21 protein-coding genes and 1 pseudogene are annotated in these 23,631 nt (G+C 60.5%); 19 read left to right on the plus strand and 3 right to left on the minus strand.

From position 1 onward, the window contains the following. Positions 1-8: 8 nt before the first annotated feature. A complete protein-coding gene (locus AB3226_RS03640; RefSeq protein WP_367372069.1) occupies positions 9-374 on the minus strand; it encodes a metalloregulator ArsR/SmtB family transcription factor in 366 nt (121 codons plus the stop codon). A gap of 108 nt (positions 375-482) precedes the next feature. Between AB3226_RS03640 and AB3226_RS03645 the strand changes: the two are divergent. The 3 genes and pseudogenes from AB3226_RS03645 to AB3226_RS03655 all read left to right on the plus strand — a co-directional run. Next, positions 483-681, plus strand: a pseudogene (locus AB3226_RS03645) (hypothetical protein); the annotation flags it as partial. 266 nt (positions 682-947) lie between these two features. Next, a complete protein-coding gene (locus AB3226_RS03650; RefSeq protein ID WP_367372070.1) occupies positions 948-1,211 on the plus strand; it encodes a PepSY domain-containing protein in 264 nt (87 codons plus the stop codon). 7 nt (positions 1,212-1,218) lie between these two features. Continuing rightward, a complete protein-coding gene (locus AB3226_RS03655; RefSeq protein ID WP_367372071.1) occupies positions 1,219-1,746 on the plus strand; it encodes a cytochrome b/b6 domain-containing protein in 528 nt (175 codons plus the stop codon). A gap of 66 nt (positions 1,747-1,812) precedes the next feature. Here AB3226_RS03655 and AB3226_RS03660 read toward each other — a convergent pair whose 3' ends face one another. Beyond that, entirely contained in the window at positions 1,813-3,489 is a 1,677-nt protein-coding gene (locus AB3226_RS03660) for an MFS transporter (RefSeq protein WP_367372072.1), read from the minus strand. 363 nt (positions 3,490-3,852) lie between these two features. On the opposite strand from AB3226_RS03660, the gene AB3226_RS03665 reads away from it, so the two are divergent. The 6 genes from AB3226_RS03665 (at position 3,853) to AB3226_RS03690 (ending at position 8,986) form a co-directional block, all read left to right on the plus strand. Then, complete coding sequence (locus AB3226_RS03665; RefSeq protein WP_038980174.1) at positions 3,853-4,524, plus strand: GntR family transcriptional regulator; 672 nt, start codon at positions 3,853-3,855, stop codon at positions 4,522-4,524. A gap of 114 nt (positions 4,525-4,638) precedes the next feature. Continuing rightward, positions 4,639-5,571, plus strand: a complete 933-nt coding sequence (locus AB3226_RS03670) for a 4-hydroxyproline epimerase (RefSeq protein ID WP_367372073.1) — start codon at positions 4,639-4,641, stop codon at positions 5,569-5,571. Further along, positions 5,568-6,683: an NAD(P)/FAD-dependent oxidoreductase gene (locus AB3226_RS03675; protein ID WP_367372074.1), complete on the plus strand. Its 1,116-nt coding sequence runs from the start codon at positions 5,568-5,570 to the stop codon at positions 6,681-6,683. The genes AB3226_RS03670 and AB3226_RS03675 overlap by 4 nt, the downstream gene beginning before the upstream one ends. Continuing rightward, positions 6,676-6,912 carry a (2Fe-2S)-binding protein gene (locus AB3226_RS03680; RefSeq protein WP_052965270.1) on the plus strand — a complete coding sequence of 79 codons (237 nt, stop codon included), beginning with the start codon at positions 6,676-6,678 and terminating at the stop codon, positions 6,910-6,912. Before AB3226_RS03675 ends, AB3226_RS03680 begins: the two co-directional genes overlap by 8 nt. Next, on the plus strand, positions 6,909-8,165 hold the full coding sequence (locus tag AB3226_RS03685) for an FAD-dependent oxidoreductase (RefSeq protein ID WP_367372075.1): 1,257 nt from the start codon (positions 6,909-6,911) through the stop codon (positions 8,163-8,165). The genes AB3226_RS03680 and AB3226_RS03685 overlap by 4 nt, the downstream gene beginning before the upstream one ends. Before the next feature lie 71 nt (positions 8,166-8,236). Further along, a complete protein-coding gene (locus AB3226_RS03690; protein ID WP_367372076.1) occupies positions 8,237-8,986 on the plus strand; it encodes a helix-turn-helix domain-containing protein in 750 nt (249 codons plus the stop codon). Positions 8,987-9,298: 312 nt separating this feature from the next. On the opposite strand, the gene AB3226_RS03695 is transcribed toward AB3226_RS03690, so the two are convergent. After that, positions 9,299-11,452, minus strand: a complete 2,154-nt coding sequence (locus AB3226_RS03695; RefSeq protein ID WP_367372077.1) for a WG repeat-containing protein — start codon at positions 11,450-11,452, stop codon at positions 9,299-9,301. A gap of 624 nt (positions 11,453-12,076) precedes the next feature. On the opposite strand from AB3226_RS03695, the gene AB3226_RS03700 reads away from it, so the two are divergent. The 10 genes from AB3226_RS03700 (at position 12,077) to AB3226_RS03745 (ending at position 23,605) form a co-directional block, all read left to right on the plus strand. Beyond that, positions 12,077-12,436: a DUF6124 family protein gene (locus AB3226_RS03700; protein WP_367372078.1), complete on the plus strand. Its 360-nt coding sequence runs from the start codon at positions 12,077-12,079 to the stop codon at positions 12,434-12,436. 437 nt (positions 12,437-12,873) lie between these two features. Next, positions 12,874-13,692 carry a transporter substrate-binding domain-containing protein gene (locus AB3226_RS03705; protein ID WP_367372079.1) on the plus strand — a complete coding sequence of 273 codons (819 nt, stop codon included), beginning with the start codon at positions 12,874-12,876 and terminating at the stop codon, positions 13,690-13,692. Between the two features lie 10 nt (positions 13,693-13,702). Beyond that, on the plus strand, positions 13,703-15,481 hold the full coding sequence (locus AB3226_RS03710) for an aconitase X (RefSeq protein ID WP_367372080.1): 1,779 nt from the start codon (positions 13,703-13,705) through the stop codon (positions 15,479-15,481). Then, entirely contained in the window at positions 15,474-16,139 is a 666-nt protein-coding gene (locus tag AB3226_RS03715; RefSeq protein ID WP_123721031.1) for an amino acid ABC transporter permease, read from the plus strand. The genes AB3226_RS03710 and AB3226_RS03715 overlap by 8 nt, the downstream gene beginning before the upstream one ends. A 10-nt stretch (positions 16,140-16,149) precedes the next feature. Next, complete coding sequence (locus AB3226_RS03720; protein ID WP_095053607.1) at positions 16,150-16,800, plus strand: amino acid ABC transporter permease; 651 nt, start codon at positions 16,150-16,152, stop codon at positions 16,798-16,800. Beyond that, positions 16,793-17,515 (plus strand): amino acid ABC transporter ATP-binding protein, encoded by a 723-nt coding sequence (locus AB3226_RS03725; RefSeq protein WP_095053608.1) that lies wholly within the window; start codon positions 16,793-16,795, stop codon positions 17,513-17,515. Before AB3226_RS03720 ends, AB3226_RS03725 begins: the two co-directional genes overlap by 8 nt. A gap of 560 nt (positions 17,516-18,075) precedes the next feature. Then, the gene (locus AB3226_RS03730) at positions 18,076-19,104 is read left to right on the plus strand and encodes a trans-3-hydroxy-L-proline dehydratase (protein WP_367372081.1); all 1,029 of its coding nucleotides are present in this window, start codon (positions 18,076-18,078) and stop codon (positions 19,102-19,104) included. 320 nt (positions 19,105-19,424) lie between these two features. Then, complete coding sequence (locus tag AB3226_RS03735) at positions 19,425-20,342, plus strand: dihydrodipicolinate synthase family protein (RefSeq protein ID WP_030132201.1); 918 nt, start codon at positions 19,425-19,427, stop codon at positions 20,340-20,342. Between the two features lie 71 nt (positions 20,343-20,413). Continuing rightward, positions 20,414-21,811 (plus strand): fosfomycin efflux MFS transporter AbaF, encoded by a 1,398-nt coding sequence (gene abaF, locus AB3226_RS03740; RefSeq protein ID WP_367372082.1) that lies wholly within the window; start codon positions 20,414-20,416, stop codon positions 21,809-21,811. Between the two features lie 213 nt (positions 21,812-22,024). After that, the gene (locus AB3226_RS03745) at positions 22,025-23,605 is read left to right on the plus strand and encodes an aldehyde dehydrogenase (NADP(+)) (protein WP_367372083.1); all 1,581 of its coding nucleotides are present in this window, start codon (positions 22,025-22,027) and stop codon (positions 23,603-23,605) included. Positions 23,606-23,631: the final 26 nt, after the last annotated feature.

Consider the following 23,631-nt stretch of genomic DNA (forward strand, 5'->3'; position numbering starts at 1 on the left):
TTTGTTGTTCATCGAACCGGGCAGCAGGCCGCTGCCCGTTCAGGACGGTCACCCATTTCTTCAAGGCGCTTGGCATCCGGGTCCAACCAATGCCCGTTGGATTCGAGCACCACGGTCAGCACCTGATGCACCCAGCCCGGAAGATTGGGGTGCAGTCGGTAGTAAACCCATTGGCCCTGCCGACGGTCCGAGAGCAATCCGCATGTGCGCAACTGTGCCAGGTGCCTGGAGACTTTGGGCTGGCTCTCATTCAATGCACAGGTCAGTTCGCAGACGCACAGCTCTCCCTCCCGGGCGATGAGCAGCATCATGCGGACCCGGTTGTCGTCAGCCAGGCATTTGAAAACGGTGGTCGGCGTCAGTTGGTCAGCCATTGGGTTTCTCAGCGTTGGGTGTTCACGGATCTAAGGTGAATACAGGTATATGCGCTTTTCCGAATATACGTTTTCTCGCATATACGGGTCAACGGCGAATGTGCCCCGGATAACCAAGTGGTTATGCCCGCTTACACCACACCACCGTGGACGCGGCGTTGCTCTACAACTTGCCGAAATGGGACATGGCGCTACGTTTGCGTAACATCTTCGACAAGGACTATTACGCCTCGGCCCATGGCTCGGTGGACCTGATCCCCCCGGAGCACCACGAACTCTGGAGTTGAGCACCAACTATCGGTTCTGAGTCATGCCTACCTTTGTGGCGAGCGAGCTTGCTCGCGCTGGGCTGCGTAGCGGCCCCAAAAATCTGACAACAATCGTCGATTTTTGTGAGTGCTACGCACTCAAGCGGGAGCAAGCTCCCTCGCCACAGGTGTCTGTGACTCAAGACTCTCTTCAGTGAATAGCAACATCGTGACAGCGATCAAAAGCTCAACTACCCTTCAGCGCGCGAGACTGATTGAGAATCTCTCGCGTTGTCGGACAACAACAATATTTCGAGGAAAACCCATGCGTAAACTTCTGTTGCTCTCCCTTCTTGCCGCCTCCCCCCTGGCTTTCGCCGGGACTCAATGCACCACAACCGACAAAGCTCAATGGCAAGACCAGGCCAAGTTTCAAGAAGACCTGAAGGCCAAGGGCTACAACATCAAGAAGTTCAAAGTCACGAGCGGCAATTGCTACGAGATCTACGGCTGGGACAAAGACAAGCGCAAAGTCGAGATCTACTTTGATCCGGTCACCGGCAAGGTCGTGAAAGAAGAAATCGAATAAGCCCCCTGTGAAAGCTGAAACCCTGCGCCTCTGGGACCCTCTCGTACGCGTTTGTCATTGGTCCCTGGCGGTTGTCTTCATCAGCGACTACTTCCTCAACGAGGAAGGAGACGGCTGGCATCGCTGGCTCGGCTATTACGCCGTGGCTGTCGTGCTGGTGCGTGTGGTGTGGGGGTTCATCGGCCCGCCATCGGCGCGTTGGTCAGACTTCTGGCCGACCCCGACCCGGGTCGTTCAGCATGGCCGGGCGCTGTTTTCCGGCAAGGGCTATCACCGCATGGGGCACTCGCCCATCGGAGCACTGGTGATGGTCCTCATGCTGCTGTTGATGACCGGCCTCGGTATCAGCGGTTTTTTGATGGAAGAAGTGGACTATTTCTGGGGCGAAGACTGGCTACGTGATGTGCATGAGGTTATGGCCAACGTGCTGCTCGCGCTGGTTTGCGTGCATATCGTCGCGGCGCTGGTGGAAAGCCTGCGCTTGCGTGAAAACCTGCCTCTGTCGATGATCACGGGCCATCGTCGCAAGCGCTAACGCTCAAGCATGTCCCCGCCACGAAGGTTCTTGCCCTCTCCCCCACGGGAAAGGGCATGTCCAACCTTATGTGTGATGAATTTCCCGATCCTTGGTTTCCGGCAGGAAGAACGTGCCAAGTATGGCCGTCATCACCGCGATGACGATGGGGTACCACAGCCCGTAGTAGATATCCCCCGTGGCCGCGACCATGGCGAATGCCACCGTGGGCAGAAAGCCGCCGAACCAGCCATTGCCGATGTGATACGGCAGCGACATCGAGGTGTAGCGAATGCGCGCCGGGAAGAGTTCCACCAGCCAGGCGGCGATCGGGCCGTAGACCATGGTGACGTAGATCACCAGGATGGTCAGGAGCAACAACACCATCGGGTAATTGGTCTTGGCCGGGTCGGCCTTCTCGGGGTAACCGGCCTCCTTGAGGGCGGTGCCGAGGGTAGCAACGAAGGCGTCGTTACGGGCCTTGAAGTCGGCGGCCGGCATACCGGTACCCTCGAAGCTCGGGATCACCTTATCGCCGATGCGCACTTGCGCTACAGCGCCCGGTTCGGCCTTTTCGTTTTTGTAGGGAATAGCCTTCTTCGCCAGCAGGGTCTTGGCAAGGTCGCAGGAGCTGGTGAATTTGGCCTTGCCCACCGGGTCGAACTGGAACGAGCACTTACTCTGATCGGCGATCACCGTGACCGGGTTCTTCTCCTGCGCAGCGAATACGTCGGGATTACCGTATTGGGTCAACGCATGGAAAATCGGGAAGTAGGTCAGCGCCGCGATAATGCAACCGGCCATGATGATCCCTTTGCGGCCGATGCGGTCGGACAGGCTGCCGAATATGACGAAGAACGGTGTGCCTATCAGCAGCGAGCCGGCAATCAACAGGTTGGCAGTCTGCGGGTCGATCTTCAACGTCTGCAGCAGGAAGAACAGCGCATAGAACTGCCCGGTGTACCAGACCACCGCCTGGCCGGCAGTGCCGCCAAGCAATGCCATGATCACTATCTTGAGGTTTTCCCAGCGGGCGAAGGATTCGGTCAGCGGCGCCTTGGACGACTTGCCTTCTTCCTTCATCTTCAAGAACACCGGTGACTCGCTGAGTTGCAAGCGGATGTACACCGAGACGATCAGCAGCAGGATCGACAGCAGGAACGGAATCCGCCAGCCCCAGGCCTCGAAGGCTTCGGTGCCGAGGATGGTTCGGCAGGCGAGGATCACCAGCAGCGAAAGGAACAGGCCGAGGGTCGCGGTGGTCTGGATCCACGAGGTGAAGTAACCACGCTTGCCTTTGGGCGCATGTTCGGCCACGTAGGTCGCCGCACCGCCGTACTCACCGCCCAGAGCCAAGCCTTGCAACAGGCGCAAGCTGATCAGAATGATCGGCGCCGCCACGCCGATGGTCGCATAGCCGGGCAAAAAGCCCACGACGGCGGTGGAGATACCCATGATGACAATGGTGATGAGGAACGTGTGCTTGCGCCCGATCATGTCGCCCAGTCGGCCGAACACAATGGCGCCGAAGGGACGTACAGCGAAGCCGGCGGCGAACGCGAGCAGTGCGAAGATGAAGGACGTTGTCTCATTGACGCCGGCGAAGAAGTGCTTGGCGATGATCGCGGCGAGGGAGCCGTAAAGGTAGAAGTCGTACCACTCGAACACGGTGCCCAGGGACGAGGCGAAAATGACCTTGCGCTCCTCCTTGGTGATCCCGTGGTGGGGCGCGCTGCCAGTGGAGGTGTTGTCGATTGCGGCCATGAGTCTTCTCCGTCTTGCTCTTGTTGTAGGCCGGAGTACCCCACTCTCTTTTTACCGCACCCAGGCCCTAGGGCTATGTCATCGGATTACGGATTGCGCAAAGCATGCAAACAGGCTGACGGCCTCGCATCGCTGCAAGGTTTCTTGAAGCATAATCGGCTTCACGCAGATATCCACTCGGCCATCCCGCTCAATCCCGGGCTGACGGGCTGTCGAATGACTACTCAGGCCTGTGAGATCTCACGTGAAGCGTCTGGGTAGCGCCCCGCCGATGCCTATTCTTCGGGGCGGCCATCGCCTGGAACTTCGCAGCGAAAGAATTTCGTATACCCTATCGCCATCTCACTCCAAACGACCGCTGCCGTGAACCTACCCAAACTCAACGCTCCCGACCTTGGCAACACACCTTCGACCTCGGAAATCATCACCCGTCATCTGCGGGATGCGATCGTCGCCGGGCATTTCGCCGAAGATGAGCCGATTCGCCAGGACGACATTGCCCGCCAGTTCAACGTCAGCAAGATTCCGGTGCGCGAGGCCCTCAAGCGGTTGGAGGCCGAAGGGCTGGTGATGTTCCAGCGCAATCGCGGGGCGATGGTCACGCGGGTGTCCGATGCCGAGCTGGCGCAGATGTTCGAAGTGCGGATGTTGCTCGAGGACAAAATACTGCGCCTGGCCATTCCCAACATGACCGAAGAAACCTTCGCCCGTGCCGAGCGTATCTGTCAGGAATTCATTGGCGAGGACGATGTGGGCCGCTGGGCCGAGCTCAATTGGGAGCTGCACGCTTGCCTTTACGAGCCGGCGCAACGGCCGTTTCTGGTCAGCCTGATTCGTTCGGTCAATGACAAACTGGAGCGCTACCTGCGCATGCAGATGAGCCTTTCGGCCGGCAAGGAGCGGGCTGATCACGAGCACCGTGAAATCCTCGCGGCCTGTCGTGCCGGGGATGTGGATCTGGCGGTGAAGCTGCTGGACGAGCACATTGCCGGGGTCTGCAAGACCCTGTTCGAGCACCTGCCTCACGCTCACTGACCCTTCAGGACGCTGTGCCGATTTCGTCATCGGCACAGGATAAATCCATCAAGCCGACACCCCGCCGCACAGGCCACTCTTTCGTTCACTCAACCGAACGGACGTGGCCCTCCCATGAAACGCATCACCGTGATCGACTCCCATACCGGCGGCGAACCGACCCGCCTGGTGACTGCCGGCTTTCCTGACTTGGGCACCGGCAGCATGGCTGAACGCCGCAAGCTGCTCGCCGAACATCACGATCAATGGCGCGCCGCTTGTGTGCTGGAACCCCGCGGCAGCGACGTGCTGGTGGGTGCCCTGCTCTGCACACCGGTGGACCCGAGCGCTTGTGCCGGGGTGATTTTCTTCAACAACACCGGTTACCTGGGCATGTGCGGCCACGGCACCATCGGCCTCGTGGCGTCGTTGGCGCATCTGGGCAAGATCAGCCCCGGCGTGCACAGCATCGAGACCCCGGTGGGTACGGTGCAGGCGACCCTGCACGAAGATCATTCGGTAAGCGTGCGCAATGTGCCGGCCTACCGTTATCGCAAGGCGTTGATGTTGCAGGTGCCAGATGTCGGTCAGGTGGTCGGCGATATCGCTTGGGGCGGCAACTGGTTTTTCCTGATCGCCGAGCATGGCCTGCGGGTAGCCGGCGACAACCTCGACGCGCTGACCGCTTATACCTACGCCGTGCAGCAGGCACTGGAGGCCCAGGGTATTCGTGGCGAAGACGGCGGGTTGATCGACCATGTCGAGCTGTTCGCCGAGGATGATCACGCCGACAGCCGCAACTTTGTCCTCTGCCCCGGCAAGGCTTATGACCGCTCACCGTGCGGCACTGGCACCAGCGCCAAACTGGCGTGCCTGGCCGCGGACGACAAGTTGCAACCGGGACAGATCTGGCGCCAGGCCAGTGTCATCGGCAGCGAGTTCGAAGGCTCTTACGAATGGCAGGGCGAGCGCGTTGTGCCGACCATTCGCGGCCGGGCCTTTATCAGCGCCGAAGCCAGTTTGATCATCGAACAAGATGACCCGTTCGCCTGGGGCATTCGCCCATGAACGAGGGCCTTGTGGCCGATGTGATCGTGATCGGCGCCGGCATCATCGGCGCCGCTTGCGCCCAGGCGCTGGCCCGTCGCGGTTTGCAGGTATTGGTGCTGGACGCCGGCCTGCACGGTGCGACGGCAGCGGGCATGGGCCACTTGCTGGTGCTCGACGACAACCCGGCCGAACTGGCCCTGAGTCAATACTCCCTGCAACGCTGGCGCGAGCTGGCGCCGGACCTGCCCGACGGCTGCGCTTACCGCAACAACGGCACGCTGTGGCTGGCGGCCAATGCCGAGGAGATGGCAGTCGCCCATGGCAAATACTTGAACCTGCAAGCCCAGGGCGTGGCGTGCGAATTGATTAGTGCCAGTGCTTTGCGCCAGCGTGAACCGGAACTGCGCGAAGGCCTGGAAGGCGGTTTGTTGATCACTGGCGACGGCATTCTTTATGCGCCGGCGACGGCCAGCTGGATGCTCGATACGCCGAACATTCGTCAACGCCGGGCGCGGGTCAGCGCGGTCGATGGCAATCGTGTATGCCTCGATGACGGTCACTGGTTGAGTGCCGAAGCGGTGGTGTTGGCCAACGGTATTCAGGCCAACGAACTGTGCCCGGAGTTGCCCATCGAGCCGAAAAAAGGTCACCTGCTGATTACCGACCGCTACCCCCGCACCGTCACCCACACCCTGGTCGAGCTGGGTTACGTGACCAGCGCCCACAACGCCACGGGACCGTCGACCGCCTGCAATATTCAGCCGCGCCCCACCGGGCAATTGTTCATCGGTGCCTCGCGCCAATTCGGCACCACCGACCCGCAGGTCGAAGGCTGGATGCTGGCGAAAATGCTCAAGCGCGCCGCCGAGTACATGCCGGGGCTGGCCCGGCTCAACGGCATCCGCGCCTGGACCGGCTTTCGCGCCGCCAGCCCCGACGGCCTGCCGCTGGTTGGCCAACACCCGCAGCGCCAGGGTTTGTGGCTGGCCGTCGGTCACGAAGGGTTGGGCGTCACCACGGCCCCCGGCACCGCCGACTTGCTGGTGGCGCAACTGTTCAACGAAACCCCGCCACTGGCCGCGCAACCCTATCTGCCCCAGCGCTTCCTCGGAGAACCTGTCTATGCCTGAATTGCTGCTGGACGGCCGCGCCTTGAAGGTGGCCGAGGGCACCAGCGTCGCCGCTGCCTTGGCGTTGGGCAGCGATGGCTGCACGCGCACCTCGGTCAGTGGTCAGCGTCGCGCACCACTGTGCGGCATGGGCATTTGCCAGGAGTGCCGGGTGACCATCGACGGCCGGCGACGCCTCGCCTGCCAGACTTTGTGCCGAGACGGCATGCAGGTGGAGACACGCCCATGAACGAATACGCCGATCTGCTGATCGTCGGTGCCGGCCCCGCTGGCATGGCCGCCGCCCTTGCCGCCGCACCCAGCGGCGCACGCATCGTCATGCTCGACGACAACCCACTACCGGGCGGGCAAATCTGGCGTGACGGCCCTCAAGCCAGCGTGCCCGATCAGGCGCGTCGCCTGCGTGAGCGTTTGCAGGCTTGCAGCAACATCCGTCATCACGCCGGCACCCGGGTGATCGCCAGTCCCGGGCCGAAACAATTGCTGGTCGAAGATGATGAGGACGGCTGGTTGATCAGTTACGACAAACTGATTCTGTGCACCGGCGCCCGCGAGTTGCTGCTGCCCTTCCCCGGCTGGACGTTGCCGGGCGTGACCGGGGCCGGTGGCTTGCAGGCGCTCATCAAGGCGGGTGTGCCGGTGCAAGGTGAGCGCGTGGTGATCGCCGGCAGCGGCCCGCTATTACTGGCGAGTGCCGCCACCGCGAAAAAACATGGCGCGCAAGTACAACGCATCGCCGAGCAAGCCTCGCGCATTGCCGTCGCCGGTTTCGCCGCGCAACTGCCCCGCTGGCCTGCCAAATGGTTGCAATCGTTCAGCTTGCTCGACCGCCATTACCGCACCGCAACTCATGTGCTGGCCGCTCTTGGCACTGAGCGACTGGAAGGCGTGCGCCTGCAACAGCAAGGCAAAATCGTCGAACTGGAATGTGATCGGCTGGCCTGTGGTTTCGGCTTGATCCCGAACATTCAATTGGGCCAGGCACTGGGTTACGCCATCGAAGGTCAGGCGTTGGCGGTGGATGCCTGGCAGGCCAGCAACCGTGCCGATCATTATGCGGCGGGTGAATGCACGGGGTTTGGTGGCAGTGAACTGGCGTTGGTCGAAGGTGAAATTGCTGGCCACGCGGCGGTCGGTAACCTTGAAGCAGCCCGTCAATTGTGGCCACGCCGGGCACGCTGGCAGGGGTTTGCCAAGGCACTGAATCAGGCATTCGCCCTCGACCCGCAACTCAAGTCCTTGTCTCAATCCGACACCCTGGTCTGCCGCTGCGAAGACGTGCCCTACGCCGCATTGGCCGGGCACACTGACTGGCGCGAAGCCAAGCTGGCCAGTCGCTGCGGCATGGGTGCCTGTCAGGGCCGAGTGTGTGGCGGTGCGGTGCAGCACCTGTTCGGCTGGCAACCTTCGGCGCCTCGCCCGCCCTTCAGCCCGGCGCGAATCGAGACCTTGATGTGCCTGGACGCCCCCCCTCCAGCCTGAAACCCCCTCGGGGGTTTCGGCCACGCTGTCGAGCCTCTATGATCCCGGGGTCGCCATCAGACCCCAGCGCCATGTATCCCTCGCTCAGCACCTTCAAACCCTGCGACCTGCCAACGCTGCTCAACAGCCTGCAGCCGATTGCGCCGCTGCTCGATACCCTGGCGGACGTGGTGTTTTTCATCAAGGACCGCGAAGCCCGCTACGCCTTCGTCAACCAGACCCTGGCCCGGCGTTGCGGTTTCAAACATCGCGAGGAGCTGCTGGGGCTCACCGCCGAAATGGTCTTCCCGGAACGCTTCGGCCCGCTGTACACCGAACAGGATCGGCGGGTACTGTCCAGCGGCCGCGAACTGTCCGATCAACTGGAACTGCACTTGTATTACGGCAATCAGCCGATCTGGTGCCTGACCCACAAACTCGCCTTGCAGGATGAACAGGGTCACATCGTTGGCCTGGCCGGGATCTCCCGCGACCTGCAATCACCCCAGTCCAACCACCCCGCCTTCCAGAAACTCGCCGCCGTGGATGCGCATATCCGCAACCACTTCGCCCGCGCCATCAGCCTCGCCGAACTGACCGCCATCGCCGGCTATTCCGTGGCGCAACTGGAGCGTCACTGCAAACGGGTTTTCCAGCTCACCCCACGGCAGATGATTCACAAGGCGCGCCTGGAAGAAGGTTCGCGGCTGTTACTGCACACCGACCTGCCGATCACCGAAATCGCCTTGCGCTGCGGTTACACCGACCATAGTGCTTTTAGCCGGCAGTTTCGGGCGTTGACTAGTTTGTCACCGAGCCAGTTTCGGGATAATCAGCGTTAGGTGGATGTGCGCGATTTGATCCTTGGTTTGAGGGTGTTCTTTCGGGCCTCATCGCGGGCAAGCCCGCTCCCACAGGTATCTGCTTTGATCACAGGATTTGTGAACGACACCGATCACTGTGGTAGGTATCTGTTTTGACCACAGGATTTGTGAACGACACCGATCACTGTGGGAGCGGGCTTGCCCGCGAAGAGGCCCTGAAGACCAGCACATAACTCAACATCAATATGACTGCCGCACACAGCTGGTGAAAAAAGGTATGGCTGCGCTTTGAGCACCAAGGTCCATTCCATGCCATTCAGAGGCGTACCCTTATTCTTCTTTCTGCACGAGATTGCCATCGGCGTCATAGACCAGAGACTCGTCAGGGTTGCTCGGATCCTCCACGTAGTAACGGGCTTCGTTGCCGTTATCAGGGACTTTCAGGCTGGTGTAGGAACCGAGTTTCTTGACCTGTTGGTTGTTTTGACTGATCAACACCAGTCCACTACTACTGCCGACCGGGACGGCGGCTGCGTAGCGGGTTTGAAATGAGTTGATCCGATTGTATTCCAGCGGAATCTGCAACCTGCCGGCCAGGTCGATGGCACCATAGCTGCGATCACGCCCGACCACTGCCATACCGTTGGAAAACGGCTCCACCTCGTCATACGGTAACTTGATGGGCAGCAGCGCCCCCTGGCGGTTAATAAAAGCAAATTTCCTGCTTTTAGCGTCCTGTACCAGCAGTGGCTGCTCGCCAAAAAACCGACCTATCACGTTGTAACCCTGGAGGTTGATCCGTTTACCTTCCAGGTCGAAAACGTCCTGACGACTCCGATCGGCAGAGAGGGTGTAGAGGTAACCACCGCTTTGCTCGATCTCGGAGAACTGCGGCGGTAGAACCTCCTTGCCGGCCAAGGTATAGGCGCCGTAGTGGCCCTCCGTGGCGTACGTTTTGTTGCCGAGACGGGCGATGAACAGGTTGCCGCTCACGGTGGGGTTGACGAACTTCATCGGCAGCGTGAAACGGTAATTCCTGGAGTCGTAGAGCCCGTAGGGGCCGTTGGTTTCACGCTCCACCAGCAGCAGGCCATCGTCCATTGTCTGCGTTATATATTCGAACGGCAGGTCTACGAGTTTATTGCTGCCAGCGGGGAAATAGGCGAGTTGGTCCCGCATTTCCTGCCTGTCCGATTGAGGGTCGCTGGACTTTTTCAGCGTAAACAACGTGTAGACATCCGCCACCACGCTATCTTGCACCTGTACCCAACGTGGTTTGATCAACCACTGTCCAGCCGGATCGATGAAGCCGTAGCGATCGGATTTCCGGTCAAGGGCGATGTAACGCGTTTGCTCCGCAAGGACGTTGTGTACCTCGGTGATAACGGCGGTGTTGTCTTCCATCGGATCAAGCACATGAATGACGATACGTTGCGGGGTAGCCTCGAAGCGGTAGTCGGCCTCGGTGTTTTTCAGCAGCCCTCCCCGGGTGGCAAGATCCTTGGTCAAATGCTCCAGCTGTTGTTGTACAGCCTGACTGGTCTTGAACTGCTGGAGATCATCCTTGGTCTGCAGCAGGGCTTTGTGAAAGTCACGCAACGCTGCAATATCGCCCTCTGAGGGGAAGGAACGGGTGTTGTTACCGTTGCTGTATAGCGCCTTGCCCGCATCGGTCAAACCCTGCACCACGAAGGTCGACTTTTTGGGCGTACTCAGCCGCAGCGAGGCGCTTGAGTCACCGAGGGCTGTGAGCTGAAAATATTGGCCGTCGTCCAGGGTCACCTTAGGGTGGTCCTTGTCCAAGACCACTTTTTTGAACGCCGGGTAGCTGCGGTAAGCAATCGTCAGGCCGAGACTGGCCAAGGGTTTGTTGACCGATAGTGCGATGGGTTCAGGGGACGGCACACTATCGTCCGGCTCGATCTTGGACTGCACCTTGATATCGGCGAAGTTTTTCTCGCTGCCATCTCGAAAACGCAAGCGCTCCGGACGGTACTGGTGGGCCACAGACTCATCCGGCGTGGCGGCGCGCTTCCAGAGAGGATCAAGGCTGCTGGTGTCAAACCTCAATTCGGAACCATCGGCAAACAGCTTCTGAGCAAATCGCAGGTCCTGGATCGACGCCAGCGCAGTTTTCACCTGCGCACTGGTGAAAGGGACAAACAGCTCCTCGTATTGCAGCTCCTGCTCGCTGGCAGGCTTGGCTCCGTCAACGGTCAGGCTAAATTCCGATTCAATGAGCAGCTCCAAAGAGCTGAGGGTTTCACCCGTGTCATGGATCAAGTAATTCAGACGCTTTTCCACGTCAGGCAGTGCCAGCGTGCCGATGTCCTCTACGCCGCCTTCGTTCATGTCCTCGGCGGTGAAGTTGTCACTTACCGACGCACTGCTCTGGCGAAACAGGTAGTAGGACGTACAGCCCACCACTAACAGGGTCACGGCCAGTATCGACAGCAATCTCAAACGAGGCTGGGTAAAGTTCATTATGGCTTCGGTAGTCAAAGGGCTGGGGAGTGCCGGCAGCTAACCACACGGCATTGCGGACTGCAAATCGCCTGGACGGCTCTATGCCGGGGCGTGGAAGGGCTGAGGACGTTCGGCGTCTGTGAGTCAGTCTTCGCGGGCAAGCCTCGCTCCTACGGGTTGGGTATCGATCACATGCCTCGTATGCGACACCAATACCTGTGGGAGCAGGCTTGCCCGCGATGAGGCCGGTACAGTCACCACAAGGCTCGGTGTCAGACTGCTAAACAGGCACTGTTTAAATGACACTTCCAGACACTCACCCGGGCTACACATCCTTGCGCCGTTGCCTACGACTACGCCAGAATCCGCCGGCTTGTGCGCCTTGAGGCCGGGCTCTATCGTTTCCGGGTCGCTGAAAAACAGCGATCGGGTTTCGCAGCCCGGCTCAATCAAGGCGTACAGCGCCACCGTTCCTTTTCAGATGACGTTTTCGTTCGCTGAATTGCATTATGGCGGCTGTGCGCGGGAGATCTTCGGGTCTGCCGGGTTCCTTGATTCCCGGTCTGCGAACCTGCGTACAGCTGCCACCTATCTTCGTTTCGCAGCGAACCGTGGCGGCTCCACTAATCAAGGAGCATTACTATGTTCAAAGCCACACCCAACCCACCGGAAACCGATCCAACATCCCCGTACGAATCCCTCGATTCCAAAAAGCTCAACGAAGCCGCCGACCGCGCCCTCGATCACTACCTCAAACCACCCATCCCCAAAGACACCAAGCGCAAACCCAGCACCATTTACCATGTCGGCACCCAGGTCGATAACGAAACCCTGCTGGTCAATGCCTGCGAATCCCTGGCGTCAGCGAGCATGATGCTCACTGAGTTCGCCGGGTTGATGGACATGCCACATCGCAACATGATGTTGGGGATTCAATCGGTGGTCATGCTCGGGGAATTGGCGGTGAATCGGGTGCTGGATAATCTTGATCCGCCGTCCTGACCATTGATCTGAGGCCACAGACCTTTTGTGGCGAGGGAGCTTGCTCCCGCTCGGCTGCGCAGCAGTCGCAAAGCCTGAGCATGCGGTATGTCTGAAAAACCGTGATTGCCGGGATTGGGGCCGCTTCGCAACCCAACAGGAGCAAGCTCCCTCGCCACATGGGGTGAATCCGGGCAAAGGTTGGTCGATCAAAAGATCGCAGGCCGGTGTTCCTTAAAGGGGCGCCCCGCACAACCATTGCTCCCATCTGTAACACCTGCCAATGCGGGCCCAAGCCTTCACGGCATCCAGTTGCGCCACTGCAACACCTCTACTTCAAGGGCTGCCGATTAATTCGCGCTTGCGCCTGGAAATAGGCACGTTGATTGCTATTGTTAATATCGTATACGAAATCCCCAATACGATATCCGACAGCACTTCACATCAACGAGGCCTCTATGAAAAACCCCGCATTTGCCGTAGCCCTCAGCGCTGTTCTCAGTACCTCCTTTATCGCCACCGCCCAGGCCGACAAGCTCGACGACATTATCGGTTCGGGCAAACTGCGCTGCGCCGTGACCCTGGACTTCCCGCCCATGGGTTTCCGTGATGAAGGCAACAACCCGGCCGGTTTTGACGTGGACTACTGCCGCGATCTGGCAAAAATCCTCGGAGTGGAGGCCGAAGTCGTAGAGACGCCGTTCCCGGACCGCATTCCGGCGCTGGTCTCCGGGCGTGCCGACGTGATCGTCGCCTCCACCTCCGATACCCTCGAACGGGCCAAGACTGTCGGCCTTACCGTGCCTTACTTTGCCTTCCAGATGGTGGTGCTGACCCGCGACAACACTGGCATCAACAGCTTCGCCGATATCAAAGGCAAAGCGCTGGGCAACACCAGCGGTACCTATGAAGCCATCGCTCTGGAAAAAGACGTGAAGAACTGGGGCACCGGCACCTTCCGCGCCTATCAGTCGCAAAACGACACGCTGTTGGCGGTCGCCCAGGGTCACATCGACGCCACTGTGGTCACCAACACTGTGGCCGCCGCCACGCTCAAATCGGGCAAATACAAGAACCTGAAAATCGCCGGTAACGCCCCGTACGTGATCGACTACGTGTCCCTCGGAGCCAAACGCAACGAGTACGGTCTGCTCCGGTATCTGGACCTGTTCGTGAACCAGCAAGTGCGAACAGGCCGTTACAACGAGCTGTTCACAAAATGGGTCGGCACCGAGATTTCACCCACCGACCTGACCGTGCCAAAGGTCTACTACTGAGATGTCCGGCATGCCTGGGTCAATTTCTCTGACCGGTCGCAGCCTGGTCGCGGGCGCCGCCCAAGGCGCCCTACTGTTCGCCGATGTGGGCTTGAGTTTCTGGGGCGGGGTCGATCCGTACAGCGGCGAGATCATTGACCGTCACCACCCGCTCAGCGGCGAATACCTGGCCGGCCGCGTGCTGGCCATTCCCAGCGGTCGCGGCTCGTGCACCGGCAGTAGCGTGTTGATGGAACTGATCAGCAACGGTCACGCACCGGCCGCACTGGTGCTGGCCGAGCCCGATGAGATCCTGACCTTGGGCGTGCTTGTGGCACAGACCATTTTCGAGCGTTCCCTGCCGGTGCTGTGCATCGGCAGGGAGGCCTTCGTCGCTCTGCGCGGCAATGCTTTCGCTCGGGTCGAGGACACAACGCTGAGCCTGTTCGAGCACCTGCCGGGCGATGCCTGGCAGGCACTCGACAGCCCTTTGCCGAGCACCGATATCGCCACCGCGATCGAACTCACCGAACACGACCGGGCGCTGCTCGACGGCCAGCATGGCAAGGCCGCGCAGATGGCCATGCAGATCGTCCTGCGCATGGCCGAACTGCAAGGTGCCCGACATTTGGTGGATGTCACCCAGGCGCACATCGACGGCTGCATCTACACGGGACCTGCGAGCCTGCGTTTTGCCCAACAATTGGTGCAATGGGGAGCAACAGTGCGGGTGCCCACCACCCTCAATTCGATTTCCGTGGACCAGCGCCGCTGGCGCGAGCTGGGCATCGACCCTGCCCTCGGTGAACCGGCCAGTGCCTTGGGCGATGCCTATATGGCGATGGGTGCACAGCTGAGTTTCACCTGCGCGCCCTACCTGCTCGACAGCGCGCCGAAGGCTGGCGAGCAGATCGTCTGGGCCGAATCCAATGCGGTGGTCTACGCCAACAGCGTGCTCGGCGCACGCACCTTGAAGTACCCGGACTACCTGGACATCTGCATCGCGCTGACCGGCCGCGCCCCGTTGATCGGCTGCCATCTGGACGCACAACGCAAGGCCCGACTGCAGATCGAGTTGCCTGCCCTGGGTGAACTGGACGACGCCTTCTACCCGCTGCTCGGGTACCACATCGGTACGCTGGCGGGCAGCCGGATTCCATTGGTGCGCGGGTTGAAAAACCGCAACCCGAGCCTGGACGATCTCAAAGCTTTCGGCGCGGCATTTGCCACCACATCCGCCGCGCCACTGTTCCATATCGCCGGAGTAACTCCGGAGGCCATCGACCCGTCGCGGGTGCTGGAGGTGGATGTATCCCTCCCCGTGGAAAAAATCCGCCTGATCGATCTATTGGTCAGCTGGCGCGAACTCAACACTGCCCGTGACAGCCAAGTGGATGTGGTCTCGCTGGGCAATCCGCATTTCTCCCTCAGCGAGTTCGCCCACCTCGCACGGTTGTGTCTCGGTCGACACAAACACCTTGACGTGGTCCTCGTTATTACCTGCGGCCGCGCCGTGCTGGAGCAAGCTCGCGAAGCCGGGCATATCGCCGTGATCGAAGCGTTCGGCGCCACCCTGGTCACCGATACCTGCTGGTGCATGCTCGGCGAACCGGTGATCCCGCCGGGCGCAAAAACCTTGATGACCAACTCCGGCAAATACGCCCATTACGCACCCGGCCTGGTGGGCCGCAAGGTGCATTTCGCCAGCATCAAAGAATGCATCGATGCCGCCTGCAATGCCACCGCCAGCGGGCGCCTGCCGGCGTGGTTACAACCTGCCGTCCTGATGGAGAGCCCTGCGCATGTTTGACTACAGTTTCCAATGGCGCTCAGCGCTACGCGCCCTGCCGGACATGCTCGCCGGTGCCCTGGTCACCTTCGAGACCGCGGCGCTGTCGATGATCTTCGGCGTGCTGATCGCCCTGGCCCTGACCGTAATGCGCGAAAGCAAAAACCCGCTGCTGCGCGGCATCGGCAATGGCTGGGTATCGATCGCGCGCAACACCCCGTCGCTGTTCCAGATCTATGTCCTCTACTTCGGTCTCGGCTCGCTGGGCATGCACGTCAGTTCATGGCTCGCCCTGCTGGCCGGGATCACCTTCAACAATGCCGGGTATCTGGCGGAGAACTTTCGCGGTGGCCTCAAGGCCGTCCCGGACACACAAGTGCGCGCCGCACGTTCGCTGGGCATGAGTGCCTTCCAGGCCTACCGCATGATCATCGTCCCGCAGCTGCTGCGAATCGTCTTCTACCCGCTGACTAATCAAATGGTCTGGGCGGTGCTGATGACATCGCTGGGGGTGATCGTCGGGCTGAACAATGACCTGACCGGCGTGACCCAGGACTACAACGTCAAAACGTTCCGCACCTTCGAGTTCTTCGCCATTGCAGCGGTGCTGTATTACCTGATTGCCAAGGCGATCGTCGCGGCAGCCCGGCTGATGGCCTGGCGGTTGTTCCGTTACTGAGGAGTCGTGCATGTTTAATACCGGGTTTTCCTCCAATGACCTGTTGTTCCTGCTCAATGGCGCCTGGGTCACGCTGCAACTGACGTTCTGGTCGATCATGCTCGGCTCCCTCGCCGGCTTGCTCTTCGGCTTGCTGCGGGCCCTGTTGCCGCGGGCCAGTTTGCCCCTGGCCTGGGTACTGGACGTGTTTCGCAGCGTGCCGTTGCTGATCCAGTTCGTGCTGTTCAACTCGCTCAAAAGCATCGTCGGCTTGAACATCAGCGCCTTCAGCGTCGGCTGCATTGTGCTGGGGGTTTATGCCGCCGCGTACTTCACCGAGATCGTGCGCGCTGGCGTGTTGTCGGTGCCGTTCACCCTGCGTCGGGCCAGTCGCTCGCTGGGCCTGAGCTTCCTGCAGGACCTGCGCTGGATCGTCCTGCCGATGGCCACCCGGGTGGCTTTCCCCGGCTGGCTGAACCTGGTGCTCGGCGTGATGAAAGACACCGCCCTGGTGATGTGGATCGGCATCGTCGAACTGCTGCGCGCCTCGCAAACCATCGTCACCCGCATCCAGGAACCGTTGCTGGTGCTGTGCATCGCGGGCCTTATTTACTACGTCATGAGCCTGGTGGTCGCACGCCTGGGCGCTCGTCTGGAAAGAAGGTGGCAAGAAAATGATTGAGATCGACAACGTACATAAATCCTTCGGCGACCTCGCCGTGGTCAAGGGTGTCAGCCTGACGGTGAACAAGGGCGAGGTGGTGTCGATCATCGGCGGCTCGGGCTCCGGCAAATCGACCCTGCTGATGTGCATCAACGGCCTGGAACCGATCCAGAAAGGCAGCATCCGCGTCGACGGCGTCGAGGTGCATGACAGCGCCACCGACCTCAATCGCCTGCGGCAGAAAATCGGCATCGTGTTCCAGCAATGGAACGCCTTTCCGCACCTGACGGTGCTGGAAAACGTGATGCTGGCGCCGCGCAAAGTGCTGGGTAAAAGCAAGTGCGACGCCGAGGAGCTGGCGGTGCAGCAACTGACCCACGTGGGCCTTGCCGACAAGCTCAAGACCTTTCCCGGCAAGTTGTCCGGTGGCCAGCAGCAACGCATGGCCATCGCCCGCGCCTTGGCGATGTCGCCGGACTACATGCTGTTCGACGAAGCCACGTCGGCCCTCGATCCGCAATTGGTCGGCGAGGTGCTGGATACCATGCGCATGCTCGCCGAAGACGGCATGACCATGGTGCTGGTGACCCACGAAATCCGCTTTGCCCGCGATGTCTCCGACCGAGTGGCGTTCTTTCGCAATGGCCTGGTGCACGAGATCGGCTCGCCGGATCAGGTGATCGGTAATCCGGTGCATGCGGAAACGGCGGCGTTTTTGAAATCGGTGAAGTAACTGATGGCCCCTTCGCGGGCAAGCCCGCTCCCACAGGATTGTTGGTGTATGCAAAATCGGTGGCCAACCCAAATCACTGTGAGAGGTAATTGGTAATCCGGTGCATATGGAAACGGCGGCTTTTCTGAAATCGGTGAAGTAACTGATGGCCCCTTCGCGGGCAAGCCCGCTCCCACAGGATTGTTGGTGTATGCAAAATCGGTGGCCAACCCAAATCACTGTGAGAGGTAATTGGTAATCCGGTGCATATGGAAACGGCGGCTTTTCTGAAATCGGTGAAGTAACTGATGGCCCCTTCGCGGGCAAGCCCGCTCCCACAGGATTGTTGGTGTATGCAAAATCGTTGGCCAACCCAAATCACTGTGAGAGGTAATTGGTAATCCGGTGCATATGGAAACGGCGGCTTTTCTGAAATCGGTGAAGTAACTGATGGCCCCTTCGCGGGCAAGCCCGCTCCCACAGGTATCTGTGTTGGCCACCAATTTTGTGTACACCATCAAACCCTGTGGGAGCGGGCTTGCCCGCGATGAGGCCTCAACAGGCAATAGAAGGAGCTAACCATGCGCTCATCGAAAGTGATTCATGTAGTCAGCTGCCACGCCGAAGGTGAAGTCGGCGATGTGATCGTCGGCGGCGTAGCCCCACCACCAGGCGCCACCGTGTGGGAGCAATCGCGCTGGATCGCCAAGGATCAGACACTGCGCAACTTCGTACTCAACGAACCTCGCGGCGGTGTGTTCCGTCACGTCAATCTGCTGGTGCCGGCCAAGGATCCTCGGGCGCAAATGGCCTGGATCATCATGGAACCGGCGGACACGCCACCGATGTCCGGCTCCAATTCGCTGTGCGTCGCCACCGTGCTGCTGGACAGCGGCATTCTGCCAATGACCGAACCGCAAACCCGACTGGTGCTCGAAGCGCCCGGCGGCCTGATCGAGGCCGTGGCCGATTGCCGCGATGGCAAGGTCGAGCGGGTAGAAATCAAGAACGTGCCCTCCTTCGCTGACCGCCTCGACGCCTGGATCGAAGTCGAAGGCCTCGGCTCGTTGCAGGTTGACACCGCGTATGGCGGCGACAGTTTTGTCATCGCCGACGCCAAGGGGTTGGGCTTTTCCATTCGCCCTGATGAGGCTGCCGACCTGGTGGCGGTCGGTCTGAAAATCACTCGCGCTGCCAATGAACAATTGGGCTTCGTCCATCCGCTGAACTCCGAGTGGTCGCATATTTCCTTCTGCCAGATTGCCGCGCCCATCGTCGTTGAAAACGGCATCGCCGCAGGCAGAAACGCAGTAGTGATTCAACCCGGCAAGATCGACCGCTCGCCCACCGGCACCGGCTGCTCGGCGCGCATGGCGGTACTGCAGGCCAAGGGCTTGATGCAGGTCGGTGAGCGCTTTATTGGGCGTTCGATCATCGGTTCCGAATTCCACTGCCGCATCGACTCGCTGACCGAAGTGGCCGGGCGCCCGGCGATCTACCCATGTATTTCCGGCCGGGCCTGGATCACCGGCACTCATCAATTGCTGCTCGATCCGAGCGATCCGTGGCCACAGGGCTATCGCCTGTCAGACACTTGGCCGGGTGCCTGACGCCGAAACGGAGCTTGTATGGCGAGGGAGCTTTTGTGGAGAGGAAGTTTTTGTGGCTAGGCAGTTTTTGTGGTGAAGCAGCTTTTGTGGCGAGGGAGCTTGCTCCCGTTCGGCTGCGCAGCAGTCGTGAAAACAGTGATTACAGCATTGGGGCTGCTGCGCAACCCAGCGGGAGCAAGCTCCCTCGCCACAAAAGCTTCCTCGCCACAGTGATTTCACTCAGTAGCAAAAAACCCTGATTGATTGAAAAAAAACACTAGCAGAATCCTTGGCACTTGAAATATCGTATACGAAATACAATTAACGAACCGGAGGCAACAATGAGCAAGCGTATTAACTGGAGTGGCGTCTTCCCCGCAGTGACCACTCAATTCAACGATGACTTCACCATCAACCTGGAAAAAACCCATCAGGTGATTTCCAACGTGATCCGTGACGGCGTATCGGGCCTGGTGGTGTGCGGTTCGGTGGGGGAAAACACCTCGTTGACCGCCGAAGAAAAAATCGCCGTGACCGAAGTCGCGGTCGACGCCTCCCGGGGCCGCGTGCCAGTGATCTGCGGTGTAGCCGAGTTCACCAGCGTGCAAGCGGCCAAGGTCGCCAATGCCGTGCGCCGGGTCGGCGTTGACGGCGTGATGCTGATGCCGGCGCTGGTCTACGGTTCCAAGCCGTTCGAGACCGCCGAGCACTACCGCTACGTGGCAAAAAACGCTGACGTACCGCTGATGGTCTACAACAATCCGCCGATCTACAAAAACGACGTCACCCCGGACATCCTGATTTCCCTGGCCGACTGCGACAACGTGGTGTGCTTCAAGGATTCGTCCGGCGATACCCGTCGTTTCATCGACGTGCGCAATGAAGTCGGCGACCGTTTCGTGCTGTTCGCAGGTCTCGACGACGTGGTGCTGGAAAGCATCGCTGTGGGTGCCGAAGGCTGGGTCTCGGGCATGTCCAACGTGTTCCCGAAAGAAGGCGAAACCATCTTCCGCCTGGCCAAGGCCGGTCGCTTCGCCGAAGCCATGCCGATCTACGAATGGCTGATGCCGATCCTGCACCTCGATGCCCGTGCCGACCTGGTGCAGTGCATCAAGCTCTGTGAAGCCATCGCCGGTCGCGGCAGCGCGCTGACCCGTCCGCCACGCCTGGCGCTGCCGGAAGCCGATCGGGTGTTCGTCGAGCAGATCATGGCCAAGGCCCTGGCTAACCGTCCGGAATTGCCAGACGTCGGTCTCTGAGTGATTGCCGGGCGGGCCTTTGCGGACCCGGCCCGGCTGCCTGTTTTTGCGCCTCTACAGGAAACGCCAGCATGTCCAATCCTCTACACACGCAAAGCGCAACTACCCCCTCGGGACTCAAACGCGTAGTGGCCGCCGCCATGGCCGGCACCGTTGCCGAGTGGTATGAATTCTTTCTCTACGGCACCGCCTCGGCACTGGTCTTCGGCCAGTTGTTCTTCCGCCAGACCGACAGCCCCATCGACGGCATCATCGCCGCCTTCGCCCTGTACGCGGTCGGCTTTCTCGCTCGCCCATTGGGCGGTTTGGTGTTCGGTCATTACGGTGACAAATTCGGCCGAAAACGCCTGCTGCAACTGAGCCTGGTGGTGGTCGGCATCACCACTTTTCTGATGGGATGCCTGCCCGGCTTCGATAGCATCGGCTATGCCGCGCCGGTGTTATTGGTGCTGCTGCGCCTGATACAGGGCTTTGCCTTTGGCGGTGAATGGGGCGGAGCGATTCTGCTGGTGTCCGAACACTGCCCCGACAACCGTCGCGGCTTCTGGGCCAGTTGGCCGCAAGCCGGGGTGCCTGCCGGCAATCTGGTGGCAACGGTCGCGCTGTTGCTGTTGTCGTCGAACCTGTCGGAGGAACAATTCCTCGCCTGGGGCTGGCGCGTGGCGTTCTGGTTCTCGGCGGTGGTGGTGCTGATCGGCTACTGGATTCGCACCAGCGTCGATGATGCGCCGATCTTCAAAGAAGCCCAGGCCCGTCAGGCGCAGACCAAGCAGCAACAGCTAGGCGTGGTCGAAGTGCTGCGTCATCACTGGCGCGCCGTGCTGGTGGGGATCGGCGCACGCTTTGCCGAGAACATCCTCTATTACACCGTGGTTACCTTTTCGATCACCTACCTGAAACTGGTGGTGCACAAAGACACCTCGGAAATTCTATTGCTGATGTTCGGCGCGCACTTGGTGCACTTCTTCCTGATTCCATTGATGGGCTATCTGTCGGATATCGTCGGACGCAAACCGATCTACCTGACCGGCGCGGTGCTCACCGCGTTCTGGGGCTTTATCGGTTTCCCGATGATGGACACCGGCAACAATTGGCTAATCATGGCGGCGATCATTCTGGGTCTGGGCATCGAGTCGATGACCTATGCGCCCTACTCGGCGCTGATGGCCGAAATGTTCCCGACCCACGTGCGCTACACCGCACTTTCACTGTGCTACCAGGTGGCGCCGATCTTCGCCGGTTCCCTGGCACCGCTGATCGCCATCACCCTGCTCAACAAATATCACAGCTCGACACCCATTGCCTGGTACCTGGTGGGTGCCGCGCTGATCTCCATCGTGGCCGTCGGCCTGACCCGGGAAACCCGTGGCAAGTCGTTGCACCAGGTAGATGCGGAATCTGCTGCGCGGATTGCTGCGCTGGATAGCGCTGCGCCGGCCATGGCGCGTCGGGGTGATTCGTTGGTTTGAGCCTTGTACCTGTCACACCCCACTCTGTGGCGAGGGAGCTTGCTCCCGCTTGAGTGCGCAGCACTCACAAAAATCGGCGATTGTTATCAGAACTTTGGGGCCGCTACGCAGCCCAGCGCGAGCAAGCTCGCTCGCCACAAAACAGCGCACGACTCAGCACCTTGATTGACCTGCAACGGTCTTGCCTCACCTTTCCCGACAGGAGTTTTTTTGATGCCCGAGATCATCGGCCACAACTACATCGGCGGTGCCCGCAGCGCCGCTGGCAGCATCACTCTGCGCAGCCACGACGCCAGCACCGGCGAAGCACTGCCCTTCTCTTTCATGCAAGCCACCGCAGAAGAAGTGGACGCCGCCGCTCAGGCCGCTGCTGCCGCTTACCCGATCTTCCGCAATCTGCCGGCGACTCGCCGTGCAGAATTTCTTGAGGCGATCGCCACGCGACTGGATGCGCTGGATGATGAATTCGTCGCTCTGGTCACCCGCGAAACCGCGCTGCCGACGGGGCGTATTCAAGGTGAACGCAACCGTACCAGCGGCCAAATGCGCCTGTTCGCTCAGGTGCTGCGCCGGGGCGATTTCTATGGTGCGCGCATCGACCGCGCCTTGCCCGAACGTCTGCCACTGCCACGGGTCGACCTGCGCCAATACCGGATCGGCGTCGGTCCGGTGGCCGTGTTCGGCGCCAGTAATTTCCCGCTGGCCTTTTCCACCGCCGGCGGTGACACCGCCGCCGCCCTGGCCGCCGGTTGCCCGGTGGTGTTCAAGGCCCACAGTGGACACATGGCGACCGCCGAACGCGTGGCCGATGCAATCATCCGCGCCGCCGAGCAAACCGACATGCCCAAAGGTGTGTTCAACATGATCTACGGCGCGGGCGTCGGTGAAGCGCTGGTCAAGCATCCGGCGATCCAGGCCGTCGGTTTCACCGGCTCGCTGAAAGGCGGTCGCGCCCTCTGTGACATGGCCGCCGCACGGCCACAACCGATCCCGGTGTTCGCCGAAATGAGCAGCATCAACCCGGTGCTGGTATTGCCGGAAGCCCTGATCGCGCGTGGCGAGAAAATCGCCGGTGAACTGGTGGCGTCGGTGGTCCAGGGTTGCGGTCAGTTCTGTACCAATCCGGGGTTGGTGATCGGTATGCGCTCACCCCAGCTCAGCGCTTTCATCGCGCGGCTCAGTGCCTTGATGGCCGAACAACCGGCGCAAACCATGCTCAATGCCGGCACCCTCGGCAGTTACGAAAAAGGCGTGCAGACCTTGCTCGACCATCCGGGAATAACCCGCCTGGCAGGTCACGATCAGCACGGCAATCAGGCGCGGCCACAACTGTTCAAGGCCGATGTCAGTCTGCTGCTCAAGGGTGATCCGCTATTGCAGGAAGAAGTGTTCGGCCCGACCACCCTCGTCGTCGAAGTGGCCGATAAGGCCGAGTTGCGACAAGCGCTGAACAGTTTGCACGGTCAACTCACCGCTACGTTGATTGGCGAAACGCAGGACCTGAAGGAACACGCCGATCTGCTGGTACTGCTGGAACAAAAGGTCGGCCGGGTACTGTTCAACGGCTACCCCACTGGCGTCGAAGTGTGCGATGCCATGGTGCATGGCGGGCCCTATCCGGCGACCTCCGATGCCCGTGGCACTTCGGTCGGAAGCCTGGCCATCGAGCGTTTCCTGCGCCCGGTGTGCTACCAGAACTGCCCGGACGCGTTGCTGCCCGACGCCCTGAAAAACGCCAACCCGTTGGGCATTGCGCGACTGGTTGATGGCAACAGCCACCGCGAACCGGTTTAACAAACACTCGAAAACTGTGGGAGCGG

It is taken from the genome of Pseudomonas lini (genome assembly GCF_964063345.1).
Taxonomy (GTDB): Bacteria; Pseudomonadota; Gammaproteobacteria; order Pseudomonadales; family Pseudomonadaceae; genus Aquipseudomonas; species Aquipseudomonas lini_B.